The following is a 22,356-nucleotide window of genomic DNA, read 5'->3' as shown; positions in this document are numbered from 1 at the left end:
GGACCCGACCGTCCGCACCATCGAAGGAGTGATCGACGCATGAGCACGCCCTATCCGTTCACCGCAGTGGTCGGCCAGACCGACCTGCGGCTGGCGCTCCTGCTCAATGCCGTGAGCCCGGCGGTCGGCGGCGTCCTCGTGCGCGGCGAGAAGGGGACCGCCAAGTCCACCGCCGTCCGCGCGCTGTCGGCGCTGCTGCCGCAGGTGGACGTGGTGCCCGGGTGCCGCTTCTCGTGCGCGCCCGGCGCACCGGACCCGGCCTGCCCGGACGGCCCCCACGAGACGGGCCCGGGGACCGCGCGGCCCGCCCGCATGGTGGAGCTGCCGGTCGGCGCGTCCGAGGACCGGCTGGTGGGCGCCCTGGACATCGAACGGGCCCTCGCCGAGGGCGTGAAGGCCTTCGAGCCCGGGCTGCTGGCGGACGCGCACCGCGGCATCCTCTACGTCGACGAGGTCAACCTGCTCCACGACCACCTGATCGACCTGCTGCTCGACGCCGCCGCGATGGGCGCCTCGTACGTGGAGCGCGAGGGCGTCTCCGTGCGCCACGCGGCCCGCTTCCTGCTGGTCGGCACGATGAACCCCGAGGAGGGCGAGCTCCGGCCGCAGCTCCTCGACCGGTTCGGTCTCACCGTCGAGGTCGCGGCCTCCCGCGAGCCCGCCCAGCGCGTCGAGGTGGTGCGCCGCAGGCTCGCGTACGAGGACGACCCCGCGGGTTTCGCCGCCCGCTGGGCGGCGGAGGAGCGGGAGGTGCGGGCCCGGGTGGTGGCGGCGCGGGCGCTGCTGCCGCAGGTGGTGCTCGACGACGGCTCGCTGTTGCAGATCGCGGCGACCTGCGCCGGCTTCGAGGTCGACGGGATGCGCGCCGACATCGTGATGGCCCGTACGGCGTCCGCGCTGGCGGCGTGGGCCGGGCGGACGGCGGTGCGCAAGGCGGACGTGCGGCAGGCCGCGCTGCTGGCCCTCCCCCACCGGCGGCGGCGCAACCCCTTCGACGCGCCGGGACTGGACGAGGAGAAGCTGGACCGGATCCTGGACGGGTTCCCCGACGACGCCCCCGAGCCCGACCCGGAGCCCGGTGGTCCGCAGGACGGCGGCCCCGGCGACGGCGGCCCGGACGGCGGCGGCCCGGACGGCGGGGGCGGCGGGGTCCCGCCGCAGGGCTCCGGCCCCGGGGCGTCGGACCGGCAGCCGGAAGCGGGCGACCCGGCCGGCCCGGACGACGCGGCCGGACCCGACGCCGCGGACCCGGCGGACCCCTCGGCGGCCCCCGAGGCCCCGCAGCCCTCCGCGCAGGGGCCCGACGGCCCCGCGCAGGCGGCCGTGGCCGCCGCCGAGCCGTTCCGCACCAAGGTGCTGAGCGTGCCGGGGCTCGGCGAGGGCGCGTCGGGGCGGCGTTCGCGCGCCCGTACCGCCCACGGCCGGACCACCGGGGCCCAGCGGCCCCGCGGCCAGCTGACCAAGCTGCACCTGGCCGCCACCGTGACGGCCGCCGCCCCGCACCAGCGGGCCCGCGGGCGCAGCGGGCGCGGCCTGGTCGTCCGCAAGGACGACCTGCGGCAGGCGACGCGGGAGGGACGCGAGGGGAACCTGGTGCTCTTCGTCGTCGACGCCTCCGGTTCCATGGCCGCCCGGCAGCGGATGGGCGCCGTCAAGGGCGCCGTGCTGTCGCTGCTGCTCGACGCCTACCAGCGCCGCGACAAGGTCGGCCTGATCACCTTCCGGGGCGCCGGCGCCGAGCTGGCGCTGCCGCCGACCTCCTCGGTGGACGCGGCCGCGGCCCGGCTGGAGCAGTTGCCGACCGGCGGGCGCACCCCGCTGGCGGCCGGGCTGCTGAAGGCCCGTGAGGTGCTGCGCATCGAGCGGCTGCGGGATCCCTCGCGCCGGCCGCTGCTGGTCGTGGTCACCGACGGGCGCGCCACGTCGGCCGGCGGCCTGGGCGGGGACCCGCGCGCGCTGTCGGGCCGCGGGGCCCGGCTGCTGGCGGCCGAGGGGGTCGCGTCCGTGGTCGTGGACTGCGAGACCGGGCCGGTGCGGCTGGGTCTGGCCGGGGTGCTGGCCGCCGACCTCGGCGCGCCGTCCGTGACCCTGGACGGGCTGCGGGCCGATTCGCTGGCCGGGCTCGTGCACGACGTACGGGGCACCGCCGCGTACCAGACATCCGATGCCAACAGGAGGGCCGCGTAATGCCGCAGGGACAGCCGTCCGTCGTTCCGGACGACGGGCTCACGACGCGCCAGCGCCGCAACCGTCCGCTCGTCTTCGTCCACACCGGTCCCGGAAAGGGCAAGTCGACGGCGGCCTTCGGGCTCGCGCTGCGCGCCTGGAACCAGGGCTGGCCGATCGGGGTGTTCCAGTTCGTCAAGTCGGCGAAGTGGAAGGTCGGCGAGGAGAACGCGCTCAAGGTGCTCGGCGCCTCCGGCGAGGGCGGGCCGGTCGTCTGGCACAAGATGGGCGAGGGCTGGTCCTGGGTCCAGCGCGACGCCCAGCTCGACAACGAGCAGGCCGCGAAGGAGGGCTGGGAGCAGGTCAAGCGCGACCTGGCCGCCGAGACGCACCGGCTGTACGTGCTCGACGAGTTCGCGTACCCGATGCACTGGGGCTGGATCGACGTCGCCGAGGTCATCGAGGTGCTGCGCGCGCGACCCGGCACCCAGCACGTGGTCATCACGGGGCGCAACGCCCCGCGGGAGCTGGTGGAGTTCGCGGACCTGGTCACCGAGATGACCAAGGTGAAGCACCCGATGGACGCCGGCCAGAAGGGCCAGAAGGGCATCGAGTGGTGAGACAGGTCTCCCTGCCCCGGCTGGTCGTCGCCGCCCCGTCCTCCGGGAGCGGCAAGACCACCGTGGCCACGGGCCTGATGGCGGCCTTCTCGGAGCGCGGCCTCGCCGTGTCCCCGCACAAGGCCGGGCCCGACTACATCGACCCCGGCTACCACGCGCTGGCCACCGGCCGCCCGGGACGCAACCTGGACGCCTTCATGTGCGGGCCGGAGCTGGTCGCCCCGCTGTTCGCGCACGGCGCGGCGGGCTGCGACCTCGCCGTGGTCGAGGGCGTGATGGGGCTGTACGACGGGGCGGCCGGACGGGGCGAACTCGCCTCCACGGCGCAGGTGGCGAAGCTGCTGCGGGCGCCGGTGGTGCTGGTCGTCGACGCGTCCTCGCAGTCGCGGTCGGTCGCGGCGCTCGCGCACGGCTTCGCCTCCTTCGACCCGCAGGTGCGCCTGGGCGGCGTCATCCTCAACAAGGTCGGCTCCGACCGGCACGAGGTGATGCTCCGGGAGGCCCTGGAGGAGGCCGGGACGCCGGTGCTCGGGGTGCTGCGGCGGGCCCCGCAGGTGGCCGCGCCCTCGCGGCACCTGGGGCTGGTGCCGGTGGCCGAGCGCCGGGCGGACGCGCTGGCGTCGGTGGCGGCCCTGGCCGAGCAGGTCCGGGCCGGCTGCGACCTGGACGCGCTGATGGCGCTGGCCCGGACGGCCCCGCCCCTGCACTGCGCGCCCTGGTCGCCTTCGGCGGCCCTCGCCGAGCGGGCCCGGCCGGGCAGCGCGGACGAGCCGGCGGAGCGGACCGGGGGCGCGGCCGGGCGGCCCGTGGTGGCCGTCGCGGGCGGGCCGGCGTTCACGTTCTCCTACGCCGAGCACGCCGAGCTGCTGACCGCGGCCGGCGCCGACGTGGTCGCCTTCGACCCGCTGCGCGACGAGGCGCTGCCCGAGGGCACCCGCGGCCTGGTGATCGGCGGCGGCTTCCCCGAGGTGTACGCGCCCGAGCTGTCCGCCAACGCGCCGCTGCGCGGGGCGGTCGCCGCCTTCGCCGCGGCGGGCGGCCCGGTGGCCGCGGAGTGCGCCGGTCTGCTGTACCTGGCGCGGTCGCTGGACGGCAAGCCCATGTGCGGGGTGCTCGACGCCGACGCGCGGATGTCGGAGCGGCTCACGCTGGGCTACCGCGAGGCGGTCGCACTGTCCGACAGCCCGCTGGCGGCGGCCGGGACCCGGCTGCGCGGCCACGAGTTCCACCGGACCGTGGTCGAGCCGGGGGCCGGTCCGGCGCCCGCGTGGGGCTTCACCCGCCCCGAACGCCGGGTGGAGGGCTTCGTACGGCAGGGCGTGCACGCGAGCTACCTGCACACGCACTGGGCGGCGGAGCCGTCCGTCGCGGCCCGCTTCGCGGCTGCGGCGGCAGCCCGGCCGTGAGCTCAGTCCGCGAGGCCGACCACCAGCCAGATCCCGGCCACCCCGCCCACCGTGCACATCAGCGTGGACAGGGCGGGGTGGTCGTGGTGCGCCTCGGGCAGGATCTCGGCGGCGGCCAGGTAGAGCAGCACCCCGCCGAAGAAGCCGAGGTACGCGCCGAGCGGTTCCTCCGGAAGGGTGAACAGCAGGGTGGACGCGGCGCCCACGACCGGGGCGGCGGCGTCCGCGAAGAGCATCAGCAGGGCCTTGCGGCGGGCGTTCCCGTACAGCCGGGTGAGCGTGTACGTGTTGAAGCCGTCGGCGAAGTCGTGGGTGACGACGGCCAGGGCGACGGCGACGCCCATGCCCCCGCCGACCTGGAAGGCCGCGCCGAGGGCGATCCCGTCGGCGAGGCTGTGGCCGACCATCGCGGCGGCCGCGGCGAGCCCCGTCTCCGGCGCCCGGCCCTCGGCCCCGGTGTCGGCCGCGTCCGGGGCGCCGTGTGCGCTCTGGCGGACGGCCAGCAGGCGCTCCGCGACGTGCGCGACCAGGAAGCCGGCCACGAAGAGCAGCAGCGCGAGCGGGACGCCGAAGACCCCGCCGCCCGCCGCGCGCATCGCCTCCGGCAGCAGGTCCAGGCCCACGACGCCGAGCATGAGCCCGCCGGCCAGGCCCAGCACGAGGTGGCGGCGGTCGGTGACGCGTTGCGCCGTCCACCCGCCCGCCAGGGTCATCAGGAACGCGCCCAGTGCCACGATCACGGCCATGTGCCCCTGCATACCTACTCCGCGGCCCGCGCGCACGTCCGCCCGCGGCCGGCGGGCGGCGGGCTGTTGACGACGGACCGGCGGTGACCCGGCGGTGACGGTGACTACGGAGGGAGGACCCCCGGTGGGCGAGCACGCCACACGGCTGGTGGTCGGGGTCGGCGGGCGCGCGGGGGTCTCCGTCGCGGAGGTCTGCGCCCTGGTCGAGGAGACGCTGCGGGAGGCCGGGCTGGCCGTGGGGGCGGTGACGGCGCTGGCCACGGTGGAGTCGAAGGCGGCCGAGGCCGGACTGGCGGGCGCGGCGGAGCGGTTCGGCGTACCGCTCCTCGGCTACGCCGCGGACGAGCTGGCGGCCCTCGCGGTGCCGCACCCCTCCACGGCGGCGCGCGCGGCCACCGGTACGCCTTCGGTGGCGGAGGCGGCGGCCCTCGCGACGGGCGGCGAGCTGCTCGTGCCCAAGCGCCGTTCGGCGGCGGCGACCTGCGCGGTGGCCACCGCGCCCGCGCACGACCTGCGCCACCACGGGGACGCGGAGGTGCGGGACGCGGACCCGGCGCTGGTGGACCTGGCGGTCAACGTACGGGCGCACACACCCCCGGACTGGCTCACCGCGCGGATCGCGGCCTCCCTGGGGGACCTCGCCGCGTACCCGGACGGCCGGGCGGCCCGTGCGGCCGTCGCGGCGCGGCACGGGCTGCCGGTCGACCGGGTGCTGTTGACGGCGGGGGCGGCGGAGGCGTTCGTGCTGATCGCGCGGGCGCTGGGCGCCGTGCGGCCGGTGGTGGTGCACCCGCAGTTCACCGAGCCGGAGGCGGCACTGCGGGACGCGGGGCACCGGGTGGAGCGGGTCGTGCTGCGTCCCGGGGACGGCTTCCGGCTGGACCCGGCGGCGGTGCCGGACGACGCCGACCTGGTGGTGGTCGGCAACCCCACCAACCCGACGTCCGTCCTGCACCCGGCGGGCGCGCTGGCCGCACTGGCGCGGCCCGGCCGGATCCTGGTGGTGGACGAGGCGTTCATGGACGCGGTCCCGGGCGAGCGCGAGGCGCTCGCCGGCCGGAGGGACCTGCCGGGCCTGGTGGTGCTGCGCAGCCTGACCAAGACCTGGGGGCTGGCCGGGCTGCGCATCGGGTACGTGCTCGCCGAACCGGAGGTGATCGCGCGGCTGGCGGCGGCGCAGCCGCTGTGGCCGGTCTCGACGCCCGCCCTGGTGGCGGCCGAGGCCTGCGTGGCTCCGGCGGCGCTGGCGGAGGCCGAGCGGGCGGCGGAGCGGGTGGCGCGGGACCGGGAGCACCTGCTGGCGGGGCTCGCGGAGTTCGAGGAGGTCACCGTCGCGGGGGTGGCCGAGGGGCCGTTCGTGCTGATCCGGGTGGCGGACGGCGCGGGGGTGCGGGCCCGGCTGCGCGCGCTGGGCTTCGCGGTCCGCCGCGGGGACACCTTCCCGGGGCTGGACGACGCGTGGCTGCGGCTGGCGGTCCGCGACCGGGCCACGACGGGGCGGCTGCTCCAGGCCCTGGACCGGGCCCTGACCGCGGGCGCCGGACGGCACCCCTGACGGGCGCCGCGGGGCGCCGGGGCCCGCGGGCCCGGAGCGCGCCGCCCGCCGGGGGCCGGCCGGCCCGTCGAGCACTCCCCTCCGAGTGCTCCCCGGGCCGGCCGACCGGGCGCGCGGGCGGCTACGAGGCCCGGCCCCGCCGGGTCAGGAGCAGCGCGCCCCCGCCGATCCCGAGCAGGACCAGCGCCGCGCCCGCGACGTACGGGGTCGTCGAACCGCCGCCGGTCTCGGCCAGGTTGGCGCCGGTCCCGGTGCCCGTCCGGGTCCGGGTCTGGATCTGCGGCTTCACGCCCGGCGTGGTCTGCGCCTCCGGCGGGACGGACGCGGGCGCGGCCGGGGACTCGCAGTGCGCCTCGGCGAGGACGACCTCGCCGTCGACCTCGGCCACGTTCAGGTGCAGCGGGTTGACCGACACCTTGAGGCGCAGCGCCGCGGCGGCGGCCGTGGTGGAGGTGGTCTCGGTGCCGGAGAGCTCCAGGGAGACCAGGCCCACGCCGGGGACGTCGACGCGGGTCGGGCCGCCCGCCGAGAGGGTGACCTTCTTGCCGAGGACGGTCACCGAGCCGAGGACGTTCGAGGTGGCCACCGGCTTCCTGCCGGCCTCGCAGACGGCCTTGGAGCTGACCTGCTCCACCTCGATGAGGGAGAGCGACGGCAGTCCCGGCACGTGCACGCGGGCCTTCGCGAGGTTCGCCTGGGCCTGGGCCCCGCGCCGGTCGGCGGTGGCCGTGGAGGTGGCGACGTCGGCGCGGAGCACGCTGACCGGGGCGCCGCCCTCGACCCCGTCCAGCGTGACGGCGAGGGCCTTCTTCTCGGCCGCCGTCCCGGGCGCGGTGATCTCGTTGAGGGTGGCCTTCAGCGGGACGTGGACGGTCTTGTTGAGCAGGCCCACGTCCAGGCCGACGCGCAGGACCACGGCTCCGCTCCGGCCCTCGCCGCCCGCGCCGCCGCCCCCTGCGGTGGCGAAGGCCGGCGGCGCGGCGAGCAGGGCCGCCGCTCCCGTGGCGAGCAGGGCGGCCGCGGGCATGCGGAAGGTGTTGCTGTTCAAGGTGGTGGAACCCCCGGGGAGATGGGTGCCGTCGCCCCGCCGATGGGGGACATCGCGGGCGCCGACGGCTTCGACCCTGGGAATCTTTACGCACTGTGGGTGAACGGGTGGCAACCTGGAGTCAGTTCACCCCAAGGTGTTGTTTCCCGGCACATATTCGATTTTCTACGCCTCAGGAGGAACGCGAGTTCCCTCCTTTCACAGCGGCACGGACACCGCCCGACCCATCGGCCGTGCACAACGACGCCCGCGCCCCCGGCGTCACGCGACGTCAACCCGGGCCGCGCACGAGCCCGTCGGCGCCCGGGCCCCGGTGCGACCCTCGGTGCGGCCCGCGCCGTCCCTCAGGCGCGGATCCGGCCGCCGACGACGACGCGTGCCGGCCGCGCGAGCGCCCGTACGTCGGCCCGCGGGTCCTCGGCGTACACCACCAGGTCCGCGGGGGACCCCTCGGTCAGGCCCGGGCGGCCGAGCCACTCCCGCGCCGCCCACGTCGTCGCCGACAGCGCGTCCGTCGCGGGGATCCCGGCCGTGACCAGCTCCGCCACCTCGGCGGCGACCAGCCCGTGCGGCAGCGAGCCGCCCGCGTCGGTGCCGACGAACACCGGGACCCCGGCGTCGTACGCGGCCCGTACGGTGTCGTAGCGCCGCTCGTGCAGCCGGCGCATGTGGGCCGACCAGCGCGGGAACTTGGCCTCGCCGCCCGCCGCCATCTTCGGGAAGGTCGCGATGTTCACGAGGGTCGGGACGATCGCCACCCCGCGCTCCGCGAACAGCGGGACGGTGTCCTCGGTGAGCCCGGTGGCGTGCTCCACGCAGTCGATGCCGGCCTCCACCAGGTCCCGCAGCGCGTCCTCGGCGAAGCAGTGCGCGGTGACCCGGGCACCGAGCCGGTGCGCCTCGGCGATGGCCGCCTCGACCTCGGCCCGCGGCCAGCAGGCCGCCAGGTCCCCCGCGTCGCGGTCGATCCAGTCCCCCACCAGCTTCACCCAGCCGTCGCCGCGCCGCGCCTCGCGCCCGACGTACGCGACGAGGTCGGCCGGCTCGATCTCGTGCGCGTAGTTGCGGATGTAGCGGCGGGTGCGCGCGATGTGCCGGCCGGCCCGGATGATCCGGGGCAGGTCGTCGCGGTCGTCGATCCAGCGGGTGTCCGAGGGCGATCCCGCGTCCCGGATGAGCAGGGTGCCCGCGTCGCGGTCGGCGAGGGCCTGGCGCTCGGCGGTGGCGGCGTCGACCGGGCCGTGGGCGTCCAGGCCCACGTGGCAGTGCGCGTCCACCAGGCCGGGCAGGGCCCAGCCGGTGACGGTGGTGATCTCGCGGGCGGTGCGCGGGCGTTCGTACGACACGCGCCCGCCCACCACCCACAGTTCGTCGCGGACCTCGTCGGGCCCGACGAGCACCCGCCCCTTCACGTGCAGCACCGCACCCTCGTGCGGGGCTCCCGCGTCCGTCGCGTCGGCGGTCACATCGGCATGGGTCATGTCGGCACTGTACGTGCGTGCTCGGTAGGCTCCTCGGGCACACCCGGACGCCCCCGGACGCCCCCGGACGAAGAGAGCACCACCGTGACCCACCCCCTCCTGGACCTCCCCGCGCTCACCGCGGAGCGCTTCGCCTCGATCGAACGGGGGGTCGCCGACCTCCTCTCCACCCGGCAGGACATGGTGATCACCCAGGGCGAGGCGCTGCTGCCGCTGGAGGGGTGCATCCGGTCGGGCGCGCGCCCCGGTTCGACCGCGCTGAACGTCGTCACCGGCCCGTACGGGACCACCTTCGGCAACTGGCTGCGCGACTGCGGGGCGACGGTGGTGGACCTGGCGGTGCCCTTCGACACCGCGGTGACGGCCGACCGGGTCGCGGGCGCGCTGGCCGCGCACCCCGGCATCGACTTCGTCTCGCTGGTCCACGCCGAGGCGGCGACCGGCAACACCAACCCGGTCGCGGAGATCGGCGAGGCCGTACGGGCCCACGGGGCGCTGTTCATGCTGGACGCGGTGGCGTCGGTGGGCGCGGAGCCGCTGCTGCCGGACGCGTGGGGCGTCGACCTGTGCGTGATCGGCGCGCAGAAGGCGATGGGCGGCCCGGCGGGCGTGTCCGCGGTGTCGGTGTCGGAGCGCGCCTGGGCCCGGTTCGCGGAGAACCCGGCGGCCCCGCGCCGCTCCTACCTCTCGCTGCTGGACTGGAAGGAGCGCTGGATCGACGGCGGCCGCACCACGCTGCTGCACGCGCCGGCGCAGTTGGAGATGCTGGCGCTGGAGGCCTGCCTGGACCGGATCGCGGTCGAGGGCCTGCCCGCGGTGATGGCCCGGCACGCGGCGGCGGCCGCGGCGACCCGCGCGGGGGCGCAGGCGCTGGGCCTCGACCCGTACGTGATCCGGGCGGCGGAGGCCGCGCCGGTGGCCACGACCCTGCGCGTCGCGGACGCCTCGCTGGTGGTGGCCCAGGCCCTGGCCGCGGACCCGTCGGCCGCGCTCGCGGCGGGCGGCGGGGCGCTGGCGCGCGAGATGGTCCGGGTCAACCACTACGGCACCGCGGCCTCGCTGACCGCGGTGCGCGCCGCCCTGACGGCCCTGGCGACGGCGCTGGAGGCCGACTCCGGCCCCGCCCTCGACGCGGCGGAGGCGGCCTGGGAGGCTGCCCTGCGCTGACGGGCGCGGGACCGGCCCGGGGCCCTCTCCGGGCCGGTCCCGGACGCTCAGGACAGGGCGTCCAGCAGCCGGTCGACGTCCGCCTCGGTGGTGTAGAGGTGGAAGGAGGCCCGCAGGGCGCCCGCCCGGGCGGCGACGGCGATGCCGGCCGTCTGGAGGGCGGGCAGGCGGTCGGCCAGGCCGGGGACGGAGACGATGGCGGACCCGCCGGGCACCGGTTCCCGGCCGAGGCGGGCGAGCCCGGCCCGGTAGCGGGCGGCGAGCGCGGTGTCGTGGGCGTGGACGGCCTCGATGCCCACGCGCTCCAGCAGGGCCAGGCCGGCCTCGGCCGCGTGGTAGGCGAGGAAGGCCGGCGACTCGTCGAACCGCCGTGCGCTGCGGGCGAGTTCCGGCATGGGGCCGTAGACGGCGCCCTCCGGGGACTCGGCCGCCACCCAGCCGGCGTGCAGCGGGGTCAGGGCGGTCCGGGCCTCCTCCGAGACGGTCAGGTAGGAGGCTCCGCGGGTGCCGAGCAGCCACTTGAACCCGGCGGTGACCGTGTAGTCGTACGGCGAGGCGTCGAAGGGCAGCCAGCCGGCCGCCTGCGTCGCGTCCACCAGCATCCGGGCCCCGTGCGCGGCCGTCGCGGCGCGGACGGCGGCCAGGTCGGCCGCCCGCCCGTCCGCGGACTGTACGGCGCTGAGCGAGACCAGGGCGGTGTCCGGGCCGACGGCCTCGGCCAGGGACTCCAGGGGCGCGAAGCGCACCTTGAGGTCGGCGCGGACCACGAAGGGGTTGATCACGGAGGCGAAGTCGCCCTCCGGGCACAGGACTTCGGCGCCGGACGGCAGCGAGGCCGCGACCAGTCCGACGTGCGTGGCCACGGAGGAGCCGACCGCCACCCGCGCCGCGGGCACTGCGACGAGCCGTGCGAAGGCGGCCCGCACCCGGTCCACGCGCGCGAAGTCGCCGGCCCCGGCGGGCTCCGCGGCCCCGGCGGCCTCGGCCAGTTCCCGTACGGCCGCGACGGCGGAACGGGGCAGGACACCGCAGGTGGCGGTGTTCAGGTAGGTGGTGGAATGGCCGAACTCGGCTCGGATCGCCTCGGCGAGGGGAAGGTCCATGGCCCCACCCTGCGTCAGCGCGGGCCCGCAGTCCATGCCGCCTCGGGCACGGACCGCGGGGCCGTTCCCGCCCCGGGCCGCTCAGGCCCCCGGCGCGCTCACGCCCGGGGGCCGCTCACGCGCCGGGGACGGCGCAGGACCCGTCCGGCCCGCAGGCGTCGGCGGCCGGGGACGGCTGCTCGGCCTCGCGGCCGGCCCACGCCTGCTCCAGGGCGCGGGTGAACACCTCGGCCGGCTGGCCGCCGGAGATCCCGTAGCGGCGGTCCAGGACGAAGAAGGGCACGGCGTTGGCGCCCAGTTCGGCGGCCTCGCGCTCGTCGGTGCGGACCTCGTCGGCATAGGCGCCGTCGTCGGCGAGGACGGCGCGGGCCTCGGCCGCGTCCAGCCCGGCCTCGACGGCGAGCGCGAGGAGGACCTCGGGGTCGAAGACGGAGCGCTCCTCGCCGAAGTTGGCGCGGTAGGCGAGGTCGAGCAGCTCCTCCTGGCGGCCGCGGGCGGCGGCCAGGTGCAGCAGGCGGTGGATGTCGAAGGTGTTGCCGTGGTCGCGCCCCTCCACGCGGTACGCCAGGCCCTCCGCACGGGCGGCGGCGGCGACCTGCTCCTCCATGCCGCGGGCCTCGTCGGGGGTGCGGCCGTACTTCTTGGCCAGCATCTCCACCACGGGCGCGGTGACGCCCTTGGCACTGCCGGGGTCCAGCTCGAAGGACCGGAAGACGACCTCCACCTCGTCGCGGTGCGCGAACCCGGCCAGCCCCTGTGTGAAGCGGGCCTTGCCGATGTAGCACCACGGGCAGGCGATGTCGCTCCAGATCTCGACGCGCATGATCCTTCTTCTCTCCGGTTCGAACGAATGGAAACGGCCCCGAAGGGCCGTCCCCACGTGAACGACCACGGGGCGCGTCTCATTCCCCGGACGGCGGGCGGCGGCAGCGGGCGGGGTCAGGTCTGCGGGGGGCGGCCCTCTCCCGGCGCGGGGGGCTGGTTGCCGATCTGCTCGTCGAGCTTCTGCTGCGCCGTGTCGACCTGGCTCCGGTACTTGTTGCCGGTCTTCGCGTCGAAGGCGTCCCCGGCCTTCTCGACGCCTTGGCGGGCCTGGTCGGGGTGTCCCTTGATCATGCCTTTGAGCTTGTCGAGCATGGACATGAGCGGTCCTCTCCACGGAATGCCTGTCCCCTCCAGCTTCTCCGCGAAGCAGGGCCGCCGCACCCGGAGGCCTTCGGGCGGGGTCTCAGGCTCCGGGCGGCGCCGCGACCGCCAGCCACAGCACGAGGTGGGAGCCGGAGGCGGTGGGCACCGGCCCGGGCAGCCAGCCCTGGCGGGCGTAGAAGGCCTGGGCGCGCAGGTTGTGCTCGTAGACCTCCAGGCGGACCCGGGACACCCCGGACCGGCGCCAGGCGTCGAGGCAGGCCGCGTGCAGGGCGGCGCCGGTGCCGCGGCGCCAGTGGGCGGGTTCCACATGGAGCTGGGTGAGGGTGGTCTCGCCGTCGGCGGTGCGGTAGGCCGCGACGCCGGTGAGCTCGCCGTCCCGCTCGGCGCAGAGCACGCCGCCGTCCGCGGCGGAGCGGGCGACGGCCCGCGCCCATCCCTCGCGGGTCCGTGCGAGCTCGGCGGGGCCGCCGTACTCCTCCTCCGGTATCCGGCCCCGGTAGTAGGTGGCGCGGGCCCGGGTGTGCAGGGCGGCGATGGAGTCGAGGTCGGCGGGGAGCGCGGTTCTGATCATGGAAGGGGTGACGCGCCGGGAGCCGCCGGGGTTCCCGGCGCGTCGGCCGTGCCGCGGGGCGCGGCTACTTCTTGAGCCAGGCCGCCATCATCTTCTGGGCGATCGGGGCCGCGAGCTTGCCGCCGCCGATCTCGGAGCGGTCGGTGTCGGAGTTCTCGATCACCACGGCGACGGCGATCTGCTTGCCGCCGAGCTTGCCGTAGGAGGTGAACCAGGCGAGCGGGGCGAGGCTGTTGTTGACGCCGCGCTGCGCGGTGCCCGTCTTGCCGCCGACTTCGGCGCCGCCGACCTGCGCGGGCCTGCCGCCGCCCTCGGCGACCACGGTCTTCATGGCCTCCCGCAGCATCGACGCGGTCTTCTCCTTCATGACCCGCTGGGACTTGGTGTCCTTGAAGCTCTCCAGCACGTTGCCGTTGGCGTCGGTGACCTCGGAGACCATGTGCGGGGAGGCGAGCTCGCCGCCGTTCTCGATCGCGGCCGTGACCATCGCCATCTGGAGCGGCGTCGCCTGCACGTCGAACTGGCCGATGCCCGTCTGCGCCACCTGGTCGACGGACATCTTCTTCGACGGGTAGGAGCTCGGCGGGTTGGTGCGGACCGGGGTGTCGATCTGCGTGTTGAAGCCGAGCTTCTCGGCCATGGCCCGCATCTTGTCCTGGCCGAGCCGGTGCGCGAACTCGGCGAAGACGTTGTTGCACGACAGCCGCAGCGCCACGCGCGCCGAGACGTTGTTGCACATCTCCGCGGGCGCCTCGCTGCGCAGGTCGGTGCGGGTGCCGGGAATGGTGTACGGGGCCTTGACGCCGGTCGGCGTGTCGATGTCGGTGACCAGGCCGTTCTCGATGGCGGCCGCCAGGGTGACCAGCTTGAAGGTGGAGCCCGGTGCCTGCGGCTTGCGCAGGGCCGTGTTCTCCAGCGCCTTGCCCTTGTCGGCGGAGAGCTCCTTCCAGGCCTCCTCGTCGTTGGCGCCGGTGATCCGGCCCGGGTCGAAGGAGGGGTTGTTGACCACGCCGAGGATCTGGCCGGTGGCGGGGTCGAGGGCCACCGCGGCCCCCTGCTTGCCCTGGAGCGCGTCGAAACCGGCCTTCTGGACGTCCCGGTCGATGGTCGTCAGCACGTCGCCCGGATCGGCCCGCTTGTTCGTCAGCAGGTCCATCATCGTCTTCAGCCGGGTGTCGGAGCCGTTGAGGACGTTCTTGTACACGCCCTCCAGCAGGCTGGTGCCGAAGGCCTGCGAGCTGTAGCCGGTGATCGGCGCGTAGAGCGGCCCGTCGGTGTACGTCCGCTTGTACGCGAAGTCCTTGCCGCCCGTCTTGGCCGAGCCCGTGATCGCCTCCCCGCCCACGATGATGTTGCCCAGCGGGTTCTCGTACTGCCCGATGAGGTTCCGCCGGTTGTTCTTGTCGTCTGCGAGGGCCTGGCCTTGGTATGCCTGCACCCAGGTGACACGGACCAGCAGGGCCAGCACCAGGAGCAGACAGAAGACCGACGCACGCCTGATCGTCTTGTTCATCCCCCAGAAGGACGTCCCGACCGCTCCGACCGTTCCGCTCTGCCCCGATTGTGGCGGAGTTCTCAGTCTTTCCTCATGAAGGCCTTCCCGGTGAAGGCCTTCGGGGGAAAGGCCGGCCGCCCCCGCCGGACCTCACATGCGCCGGGTCGCCACCGTCAGCCGGTCCCGGGCCTCGAACAGCGCCGCCTTGATGGTCTGCTCGTGCCCCGGGGTCAGCCGCGCCACCGGCACCGAGCAGCTGACCGCGTCCCGCGCCGGGGTCCGGTACGGCACCGCCACCCCGAAGCAGCGCAGCCCGAGCGTGTTCTCCTCCCGGTCCACCGCGTACCCCTGCTCCCGGACCAGCGCCAGCTCCTCCACCAGCCGCTCCCGGTCGGTGAGGGTGTGCTCGGTCACCGCCTCCAGGCGGCGCGGCAGCATCCTGCGCACCTCGTCGTCCGTGTGCGTGGCCAGCAGCGCCTTGCCCAGCGCCGTCGAGTGCACCGGGAGCCGCCGCCCGACGCGGGTGAAGGGCCGCAGGTAGTGCTGGGACTGCCGGGTCGCGAGGTACACCACGCTCGTGCCGTCCATCCGGGCCAGGTGGATGGTCTCCGTCGTGTCGTCGGAGAGCCGGTCCAGGGTGGGCCGGGCCGCGGCCACCACCTCGTCGCCGTCGATGTACGAACTGCCGACCAGCAGGGCCCGTACGCCGATGCCGTAGCGCGTGCCGGTGGCGTCCGTCTCCACCCAGCCCAGGTTCACCAGCGTGCGCAGCAGCATGTAGAGGCTGGACTTGGGCAGCGCCAGGTCGTGCTGGATGTCGGCCAGGCTGTGCAGTCCGGGCCGCGCCGCGAAGTGCTCCAGCAACAGGACCGTGCGCACCGCCGATTTGACCGGCGAGGCCGGGGCCGTGCCGCCCGACTCGGTCGTCGTCATACGCCTGCTTCCCCTCGGGCGCCCCTTGTCACGCGGAGGACGCGGAAATAGAGTCCGCAGCAGATGTGATCATTCATCCACCGGAACGGCGTTCAGAATACTGAACGTTCCAGGAGGCAGTGGGCCGTGACAGCGACACCAGTCTGGAGTGTGGACCCCCGCACCGGGAAGCAGCGCGAGCAGGTTGCGGTGGAAGCCACACCCCGGGAGGTGGACGAGGCGGTGCGCGCCGCCGACGCCGCCCGCGGGGCGCTGGCCGACCCCGTCGCCCGGGCCGCGTTCCTGCGCGCGGCCGCCGACCTGCTCGACGAGGCCGCCGCCCACGTCATCGAGGCCGCCGACGCCGAGACCGCGCTCGGACCGGGCCGCCTCACCGGCGAACTGGCCCGGACGACGGGCCAGTTGCGGGCCTTCGCGGACGCCGTGGAGGAGGGCTCGTACCTCGACGTCCGGATCGACCGCGCAGACCCCTCCCTCAGCCCGCCCCGCCCCGAACTGCGCCGCTACAAGGTGCCGCTGGGCGTGGTCGCGGTCTACGCCGCCTCCAACTTCCCGCTCGCCTTCTCCGTACCGGGCGGGGACACCGCCAGCGCGCTCGCCGCCGGCTGCCCCGTGGTGGTCAAGGCGCACCCGGACCATCCGGCCACCTCCGAGCTGTGCGCCTCGCTGCTGCGCCGGGCGGCGCTCTCCGCGGGGCTGCCGGCCGAGGTGGTGGCGGTGCTGCACGGGTTCGACGCGGGGCTGGAGCTGATCGGGCACCCCCGGGTGACCGCCGCCGGTTTCACCGGGTCCATCCGGGGCGGCCGGGCCCTGTTCGACGCGGCCGCGGCGCGGCCCGTCCCGATCCCCTTCCACGGGGAGCTCGGCTCCCTCAACCCCGTCGTGGTCACCCCGGCCGCCGCCGCCGAACGCGCCGACGAGATCGGCTCCGGGCTCGCGGGGGCGGTCACCCTCGGCGTCGGGCAGTTCTGCGTGAAGCCCGGCCTGGTCCTGGTGCCCGAGGGCCCGGACGGCGACCGGCTCGCCGGCGCGCTGGCCAAGGCCCTCGGCGAGACCGAGCCCGGGGTGCTGCTGGACCACCGGATGCGGGAGAACTTCGTCGCCGGCGTGCGCGAGCGCGGGGCGCTGCCCGGGGTGGGCGCGCCCGTCACGCCCGGCTCGGGCGGTGAGCACACCGTCGGCGCGGGCTTCCTCACCGTGCCGGCCGCCCGGCTCGTCGAGGGCGGGGCGCACGCACTGCTGCTGGAGGAGTGCTTCGGCCCGGTGACCGTGGTCGCCCGCTACGCCTCGCAGGACGAGGCCGCGGCCGTGCTCGGGCGCCTCCCGGGCAACCTCAGCGCCACCCTCCAGCTGTCGCGGGACGAGGCGCTGGGTGCGCCGGGACCGGCGGCCGCGCTGATCGGCCAGGTCACCGGGCTCGCCGGCCGCGTCGTCGTCAACGGTTGGCCGACCGGGGTCGCGGTGGCCCCGGCCCAGCACCACGGCGGCCCGTACCCGGCGGCGACCTCGCACTCCACCTCGGTCGGCGGCACCGCGATCGAGCGCTGGCTGCGGCCGGTGGCGTACCAGTCCGTCCCGGACCCCCTGCTGCCGCCGGAACTGCGCGAGGCCAACCCGCTCGGGGTGCCGCGCCGCGTCACGGGCGGCTGAGGCCGGGCCCCGGCGCGCGCCCGGGGGCCGTGGGTCGTGGGTCGTGGGTCGTGGGTCGTGCGGTATTTCCGTTGCCGCGCCGCCCGCGGCCCGGCAGGCTGCGGGCCATGACGGGACCGCACGGATTCGCGTACGAACGACTGGGCGACCACGCGGTCGCGATCACCCACCGGGGACGCGCCGCGGCCACCCTGCGCGGCGGACGGGCCGAGAAGTTCCTGGTGGAGGTGGAGTCCGGCGACGCCCAGCTGGTGATGGCCCGCTGGACCGGCGCGTACAAGCTCGGCAACGAGCGCGCGGCCAAGGACCACCCGCGCAACCGGCGCCGAAATCCGTCGCGAGGGTAAGGGAACGGCAAAGCACCCCCGGTCGTTCTCCCGGCATGACCGCTATGACCCCTGGTTCCAACCTGCCGCTCAACGCCGTCCGCGTGACGGTGGACGTGGCCGCGCCGGTACGGCTCGACGTGTCGGCCCTGCTGCTCACCGCGGACGGCAAGGTGCGCTCCGACGCCGACTTCATCTTCTTCAACCAGCCCTCCGGGCCCGGTGTCGCCTACCGGTCCGGGGGCGGTGCGGCGCCGGACTCGATCACGGTGGACACGGCCGCGCTGCCGCCGGGCATCGAGCGGATCGTGGTCACCGCCAGCCCCGACGCCGCCGGACAGTCCTTCCAGGGCGTCGAGCCCACCGCCACCGTGCGCGACGCGGACGGCGGAGCGGTGATCGCCGCCTTCACCCCGCCGCAGCTGGGCACCGAGACGGCCCTCGTGGTCGTCGAGGTCTACCAGCGCGGCGGCGTGTGGAAGGTGCGCGCGGTGGGCCAGGGGTACGCGAACGGCCTGGCCGGCATCGCCACCGACTTCGGGGTCTCCGTGGAGGAGGAGCCGGCGCCGGCCGCCGCGGCCGCCTCCGCCGCGCCGCCCGCTCCCCCGGCGGCCCCCGCCGCTCCCCCGGCCCACCCGGTGTCCCCGTGGCTCACCGCCGGTGCGAACACGCCGGCCCCGGCCGCTCCCGCTCCGGCCGCCCCGGCCCCGGCCGCCGCGCCCGGCGCCGGGAAGATCAACCTGGACAAGGGCCGGGTCGACCTCCAGAAGAACCAGACCGTCTCCCTGGTCAAGGGCGGCCGCCCGCTGCTCTCCACGGTGAAGATGGGCCTGGGCTGGGAGCCCGCGTTCCGCGGCAAGGACATCGACCTCGACGCCTCCGTCATCGCGTACGGCCCGCAGCGCAACCACATCGACAGCTGCTACTTCGGCAAGCTGTCCATCCTGGGCGGCGCCGTCAAGCACTCCGGTGACAACCTCACCGGCGACGGCGCCGGTGACGACGAGGTGATCGTCGTGGACCTGGGCCGGCTGCCCGCCGACGCCACCGGCCTGGTCTTCACCGTCAACTCCTTCTCCGGGCAGAAGTTCTCCGAGGTCGCCAAGGCCTACTGCCGCCTCATCGACGCCGCGAGCGGCGAGGAGCTGGTGCGCTTCGACCTGACCGGCGCCGAACCGCAGACGGGCGTGCTGATGGCCAAGCTCATCAAGCAGTTCACGGGCGAGTGGGAGATGACGGCCATGGGCGACTTTGTGAAGTCGCGCACAGTGCGCGGCATGGTGAAGCCCGCTTCCCAGGCACTCTGAGCAGGTGGGCGGGCACATGGCGCCACCCGGGCGCGTCCCGGGTGATGGATGCCACGCGTAATCCGTGTGTGGCTGTCAGTGCCCGCCCGTAGCCTTGAACCATGCATCAGTCACTCACTCCCGCGGGTCCGGCCCGCCCGTCCGCCGCCGAGGCGAACGAGGCGATCCGGCACCTCGTCGAGACCCGGGTGGACGGCGAGTGGCCCGCGGAGGCGTACGAGTTCCTCCTTGCCGAGTGGGCCGTCGCCTCCCGCGCGGAGGTCTCCGCAGCCCAGTGAGGCCGCCGGCCCGCGGCGTCCGCCTCAGTGGCCGCGCCGCCACGGGCCGGTGACGGCCAGCATGATCCCCGGCTGCTGGATGTTGGCGAAGAGGGTGCGCCCGTCCGGCGAGAAGCAGACACCCGTGAACTCCGAGTACTCCGGCTCCTGCGCCGTACCGATGTTCAGTTCGTTGCGCGCCAGCGGGTACGTGCGCCCGGAGTCGGTGGCGCCGAACAGGTGCTGGAGGCCCGAGCCGTCCTCCGCGACGACCAGGCCGCCGTACGGGGACACCGTGATGTTGTCCGGCCCGTCGTAGCCGCCCTCCGCGTCCGGGTCGGCGTTGACGCCGAGCAGGACGGTCAGCCGGACGGTGCGCCGCTTGGGGTCGTAGAACCACACCTGGCCGTCGTGCGCGGTGCCCGGGCTCTCCGCGCGGGCGTAGGAGCACACGAAGTACGCGCCGCCGTCGGCCCACCACATGCCCTCCAGCTTGCGTCCGCGCGTGACGACGCCGTCCGCGAACTGCTTACGCACCGGGACGGTCCGGGCGTCGCGGTCCGGCACGTCCACCCAGTCGACCCCGTAGACGGTGCCGGTGCGCGTCGCGCGGGACAGGTCGTCGACGAACCGCCCCGAGCTGTCGATGCACTTGGCGGCCTGCAGCACGCCCGCGTCGGCGGCGAGGGTGCGCAGCCTGCCGCGGCCGTGGCGGAAGCCGCGGGGCGGGGTCCAGCGGTAGAACAGGCCGTTCGGGCCGGAGGCGTCCTCGGTCAGGTAGGCGTGCCCCTGCCGCGGGTCGATGACCACGGCCTCGTGGTCGTACCGGCCGAAGGCCTTGACGGGCCGGGGGTCGCGGTTGGCGCGCCGGTCGTGCGGGTCCACCTCGAAGACGTAGCCGTGGTCCTTGGTCATGCCGTTGCGCCCGGCGAGGTCGGAGTTCTCCTCGCAGGTCAGCCAGGTGTCCCACGGGGTGGCCCCGCCCGCGCAGTTGGTGGACGTACCGGCGATGCCCACCCATTCGGCGACCTCGCCGCCGCGGCGGACCTCGACGACGGTGCAACCGCCCGCGGCGGCCGGGTCGTAGACGTGCCCCTCGGCGAGGGGCACCGGGTGGGCCCAGCCGTCCCGGCCGCCCTTGAGCTCGTGGTTGTTGACGAGCAGGGTGGTGCCGCGGTGGCCCGCGAAGGCGGCCGTGCCGTCGTGGTGGGAAGGGGTGCTCTCACCGGACTCCAGCGTGGTCACGCCGGTGCGGGTGATCACGCGGTACGAGAATCCGGCGGGCAGCGCCAGCAGCCCGGCCGGGTCGGGGACGAGCGGGCCGTAGCCGGGTTCGCAGGGCCGCCCGTGCTCGTCGCGGCGGCCACCGTCCTCGGCCGCGAGCGCTCCGGGCGCGGTGGCGAGGGCGCCGACCGTGCCGGTGAGCGCGACTCCCGCGCCGGCGAGGACGGTACGGGCGGTGAAGTCTCTGCGGCTGAGCGGCATCGGGTCTCCAGGGTGGGGAGGTGGTGCGCCTGTCGTGCGGTCGTCGGCGCACACGCTCCCGCCCGCACGTGAACGGCGACTGAACTGCCCACGAAGGCGAACCGGCCCCTTCCCCCTCCCCGGAATGGCCAACTCCGCCCACCGGAACGGCGCGTTGTCGACGGCGGCGGCCGCGGGGCCGTCCGGCCGCCCGGAGCGGGCCCCGCGGGGGCGGTGCCGGGGAGAGGGGCCTACGGCCGGCGGGAGCGGGCCTTGAACGCGGCCTTGCGGGCCTCCTTGGCCGCCTTGCGGTCCGGGTGCAGCCGGCCCATGGCCTCCAGCACGTGCGCGGTCGAGGGGTGCTCCACCCGCCACGCCCGCTCGAAGAAGCCCGCGTGGTGCGCGGTCAGCGTCTCCATCAGCTGCGGCAGCTCCGGCGTCTCCCCGTCCGCCGCGAGCTGCGCCGCGATCGTGTCGACGGTCAGCCAGAACACCATCCCGGCGTCCGGCGCGGGGATGTCGGCGGCCCCGCGTTCGGCCAGCCAGACCCGGGCCAGCCCGCCCAGCTCCGCGTCGTCCAGCACCGCGCGGACCGCGGGCTCGGCCTCCGGCCCGGCCGGCGCCAGGGCCTGCTGGCAGCGCAGGCGGCGCAGCGGGCCCCCCTCGTCGTCGCCGCGGGCCGCGGCGAGCAGCTCCGCGACGGCGCCGGGCAGGTCGCGGCCGGCCAGCCAGTGCTCGATCTCGGCCTGGGCGGAGTCCTCGGGGTAGTACGACACCGCGTCCAGCAGCACGTCGGCCCCCTTGTCGGCCAGGTCGCCGACGGCGGGGGCGTCGACCCCGGCCTCCAGCATCCGGGCGCGGACGCCGTACAGGCCGAGCGGCGTCAACCGGACCATGCCGTAGCGCGAGACGTCCTCGTCGTCGGGCTCGACCGGCCCGTCCGACGCCTCGCGTCCGCCCGGCCCCGCGAGCTCCTCGTCCGCGGCCTCCGCCATCAGCTCCTCGTCGACCGGACGGAACTCGACCAGCCCGATCGGCTCCAGCTGCCGGAACTGGTCGTCCAGGCGCATCATCGCGTCCGAGACCTGGGCCAGTACGGCGTCGGTCGGCTCGCCCATGTCCTCGGGCACCACCATGGACGCCGCCAGCACGGGCAGCGGAACCGGTGCGTCCGCCGCGCCGCCCTCGGCGACGGTGAGCAGGTAGAGGTTGGCGAGGACCCCGTCGAGGAAGTCGGCCTCGCGGCCCGGGTTCCAGTCCAGCCGGTCGAAGTCGATCTCGCCGCCGGCGTCGAGGGCGTCGACGAGGCCGTCCAGGTCCGGTACGGCGGCGTCGGCGAGCACGGTGTCCAGCGCGGCCAGCCACAGGTCCAGCACGTCGCCGGGCGCGCCGCCCGTCACCAGCGCCAGGTCCTCGCCGGGCGCGGCCGTGCCGTGCGCCCCCGTGCCGGCGGTGTCGGCGTCCGCGTCGGCCGCACCGGCCCCCGCGCCGTCCTCCTCCGGCTCGGTCACGTCGACCAGGCCCGTGTCCACGGCCACCCGCCAGGCCTGGCTCGCGCGGGCGGTGGAGTCCTCGTCACCGGCGTCGAGCCCGAGGGCCCGGGCGGCCTGCGGCAGTTGTTCGGCGACGAGTTCGCCGCCGACGTCGACGCGGGTCCGCGGCCCGGCCCAGCGGGCCAGCCGGACGGCGCGGGCGAACAGGGGCGCGACCAGGGCGTCGCGGGCCAGCTCCGCGTCGGAGTGCAGCCGTACCGGCGGCAGCGTGGGGTGCGGCTCTGCGGACATGGGGTTTCTCCTCGCGGGACGCGGTGGGGCGGGCCTGACCGGCGGACCGGGCCTGTGGGACGCCGTCACCCTCCCGGACCCTCCCGGGATGCGTCGCGTCCGCCAGGCCGGCCCGGGACGGGCCGGGC

General features: G+C 75.8%; 20 protein-coding genes. 9 read left to right on the top strand and 11 right to left on the bottom strand.

The annotated features are described in order from the left end of the window. The first annotated feature begins 39 nt into the window (after positions 1–39). Genes CP968_RS25245 through CP968_RS25235 form a run of 3 tightly spaced genes read left to right on the top strand, consistent with a single transcriptional unit; the run spans position 40 to position 4,192 of the window. Positions 40–2,187: a putative cobaltochelatase gene (locus CP968_RS25245; protein ID WP_150520177.1), complete on the top strand. Its 2,148-nt coding sequence runs from the start codon at positions 40–42 to the stop codon at positions 2,185–2,187. Continuing rightward, complete coding sequence (cobO, locus tag CP968_RS25240; RefSeq protein WP_150520176.1) at positions 2,187–2,786, top strand: cob(I)yrinic acid a,c-diamide adenosyltransferase; 600 nt, start codon at positions 2,187–2,189, stop codon at positions 2,784–2,786. The genes CP968_RS25245 and cobO overlap by 1 nt, the downstream gene beginning before the upstream one ends. Beyond that, a complete protein-coding gene (locus CP968_RS25235; protein WP_373304092.1) occupies positions 2,783–4,192 on the top strand; it encodes a cobyrinic acid a,c-diamide synthase CobB in 1,410 nt (469 codons plus the stop codon). The genes cobO and CP968_RS25235 overlap by 4 nt, the downstream gene beginning before the upstream one ends. A gap of 2 nt (positions 4,193–4,194) precedes the next feature. Here the strand turns inward: CP968_RS25235 and CP968_RS25230 are convergent, their stop codons facing one another. Next, entirely contained in the window at positions 4,195–4,938 is a 744-nt protein-coding gene (locus CP968_RS25230) for a ZIP family metal transporter (RefSeq protein WP_150520174.1), read from the bottom strand. Positions 4,939–5,062: 124 nt separating this feature from the next. On the opposite strand from CP968_RS25230, the gene cobC reads away from it, so the two are divergent. Further along, the gene (gene cobC, locus CP968_RS25225; protein WP_229886665.1) at positions 5,063–6,493 is read left to right on the top strand and encodes an Rv2231c family histidinol phosphate aminotransferase CobC; all 1,431 of its coding nucleotides are present in this window, start codon (positions 5,063–5,065) and stop codon (positions 6,491–6,493) included. A gap of 121 nt (positions 6,494–6,614) precedes the next feature. On the opposite strand, the gene CP968_RS25220 is transcribed toward cobC, so the two are convergent. Both CP968_RS25220 and CP968_RS25215 read right to left on the bottom strand, forming a co-directional pair. Then, positions 6,615–7,541, bottom strand: a complete 927-nt coding sequence (locus CP968_RS25220) for an SCO1860 family LAETG-anchored protein (protein WP_150520173.1) — start codon at positions 7,539–7,541, stop codon at positions 6,615–6,617. A gap of 344 nt (positions 7,542–7,885) precedes the next feature. Further along, on the bottom strand, positions 7,886–9,022 hold the full coding sequence (locus CP968_RS25215) for an amidohydrolase family protein (RefSeq protein ID WP_150520172.1): 1,137 nt from the start codon (positions 9,020–9,022) through the stop codon (positions 7,886–7,888). Positions 9,023–9,106: 84 nt separating this feature from the next. On the opposite strand from CP968_RS25215, the gene CP968_RS25210 reads away from it, so the two are divergent. Continuing rightward, positions 9,107–10,189 (top strand): aminotransferase class V-fold PLP-dependent enzyme, encoded by a 1,083-nt coding sequence (locus tag CP968_RS25210; RefSeq protein ID WP_150520171.1) that lies wholly within the window; start codon positions 9,107–9,109, stop codon positions 10,187–10,189. 47 nt (positions 10,190–10,236) lie between these two features. On the opposite strand, the gene CP968_RS25205 is transcribed toward CP968_RS25210, so the two are convergent. From CP968_RS25205 to CP968_RS25180, 6 genes are all read right to left on the bottom strand, one after another. Further along, positions 10,237–11,292 (bottom strand): aminotransferase class V-fold PLP-dependent enzyme, encoded by a 1,056-nt coding sequence (locus CP968_RS25205; RefSeq protein WP_150520170.1) that lies wholly within the window; start codon positions 11,290–11,292, stop codon positions 10,237–10,239. 115 nt (positions 11,293–11,407) lie between these two features. Next, positions 11,408–12,115: a DsbA family oxidoreductase gene (locus tag CP968_RS25200; RefSeq protein ID WP_150520169.1), complete on the bottom strand. Its 708-nt coding sequence runs from the start codon at positions 12,113–12,115 to the stop codon at positions 11,408–11,410. 116 nt (positions 12,116–12,231) lie between these two features. Next, positions 12,232–12,435, bottom strand: a complete 204-nt coding sequence (locus CP968_RS25195; RefSeq protein WP_150520168.1) for an antitoxin — start codon at positions 12,433–12,435, stop codon at positions 12,232–12,234. Positions 12,436–12,520: 85 nt separating this feature from the next. Continuing rightward, positions 12,521–13,012: a GNAT family N-acetyltransferase gene (locus tag CP968_RS25190; protein ID WP_150520167.1), complete on the bottom strand. Its 492-nt coding sequence runs from the start codon at positions 13,010–13,012 to the stop codon at positions 12,521–12,523. A 64-nt stretch (positions 13,013–13,076) separates the two neighbouring features. Then, complete coding sequence (locus tag CP968_RS25185; RefSeq protein ID WP_150520166.1) at positions 13,077–14,525, bottom strand: penicillin-binding transpeptidase domain-containing protein; 1,449 nt, start codon at positions 14,523–14,525, stop codon at positions 13,077–13,079. 132 nt (positions 14,526–14,657) lie between these two features. Further along, a complete protein-coding gene (locus CP968_RS25180; protein ID WP_150520165.1) occupies positions 14,658–15,440 on the bottom strand; it encodes an IclR family transcriptional regulator in 783 nt (260 codons plus the stop codon). 126 nt (positions 15,441–15,566) lie between these two features. Between CP968_RS25180 and CP968_RS25175 the strand changes: the two genes are divergently transcribed. The 4 genes from CP968_RS25175 (at position 15,567) to CP968_RS34200 (ending at position 19,001) form a co-directional block, all read left to right on the top strand. Beyond that, on the top strand, positions 15,567–17,090 hold the full coding sequence (locus CP968_RS25175; protein WP_150520164.1) for an aldehyde dehydrogenase (NADP(+)): 1,524 nt from the start codon (positions 15,567–15,569) through the stop codon (positions 17,088–17,090). 107 nt (positions 17,091–17,197) lie between these two features. Continuing rightward, positions 17,198–17,437, top strand: a complete 240-nt coding sequence (locus CP968_RS25170; protein WP_150520163.1) for a hypothetical protein — start codon at positions 17,198–17,200, stop codon at positions 17,435–17,437. A 35-nt stretch (positions 17,438–17,472) separates the two neighbouring features. Further along, positions 17,473–18,723 (top strand): TerD family protein, encoded by a 1,251-nt coding sequence (locus tag CP968_RS25165; RefSeq protein ID WP_189828966.1) that lies wholly within the window; start codon positions 17,473–17,475, stop codon positions 18,721–18,723. A gap of 101 nt (positions 18,724–18,824) precedes the next feature. After that, complete coding sequence (locus CP968_RS34200; RefSeq protein WP_167536847.1) at positions 18,825–19,001, top strand: hypothetical protein; 177 nt, start codon at positions 18,825–18,827, stop codon at positions 18,999–19,001. 24 nt (positions 19,002–19,025) lie between these two features. On the opposite strand, the gene CP968_RS25160 is transcribed toward CP968_RS34200, so the two are convergent. Next, positions 19,026–20,465, bottom strand: coding sequence for an alkaline phosphatase PhoX (locus CP968_RS25160; protein ID WP_150520162.1), 1,440 nt, complete (start codon positions 20,463–20,465; stop codon positions 19,026–19,028). A gap of 230 nt (positions 20,466–20,695) precedes the next feature. Then, complete coding sequence (locus CP968_RS25155) at positions 20,696–22,228, bottom strand: hypothetical protein (RefSeq protein ID WP_150520161.1); 1,533 nt, start codon at positions 22,226–22,228, stop codon at positions 20,696–20,698. Positions 22,229–22,356 lie beyond the last annotated feature (128 nt).

Source organism: Streptomyces subrutilus (assembly GCF_008704535.1).
In the GTDB taxonomy this organism is placed as follows: Bacteria; Actinomycetota; Actinomycetes; order Streptomycetales; family Streptomycetaceae; genus Streptomyces; species Streptomyces subrutilus.
Note: the sequence above shows the minus strand (reverse complement) of the source record. Positions and strands in the feature narration are given on the sequence as shown.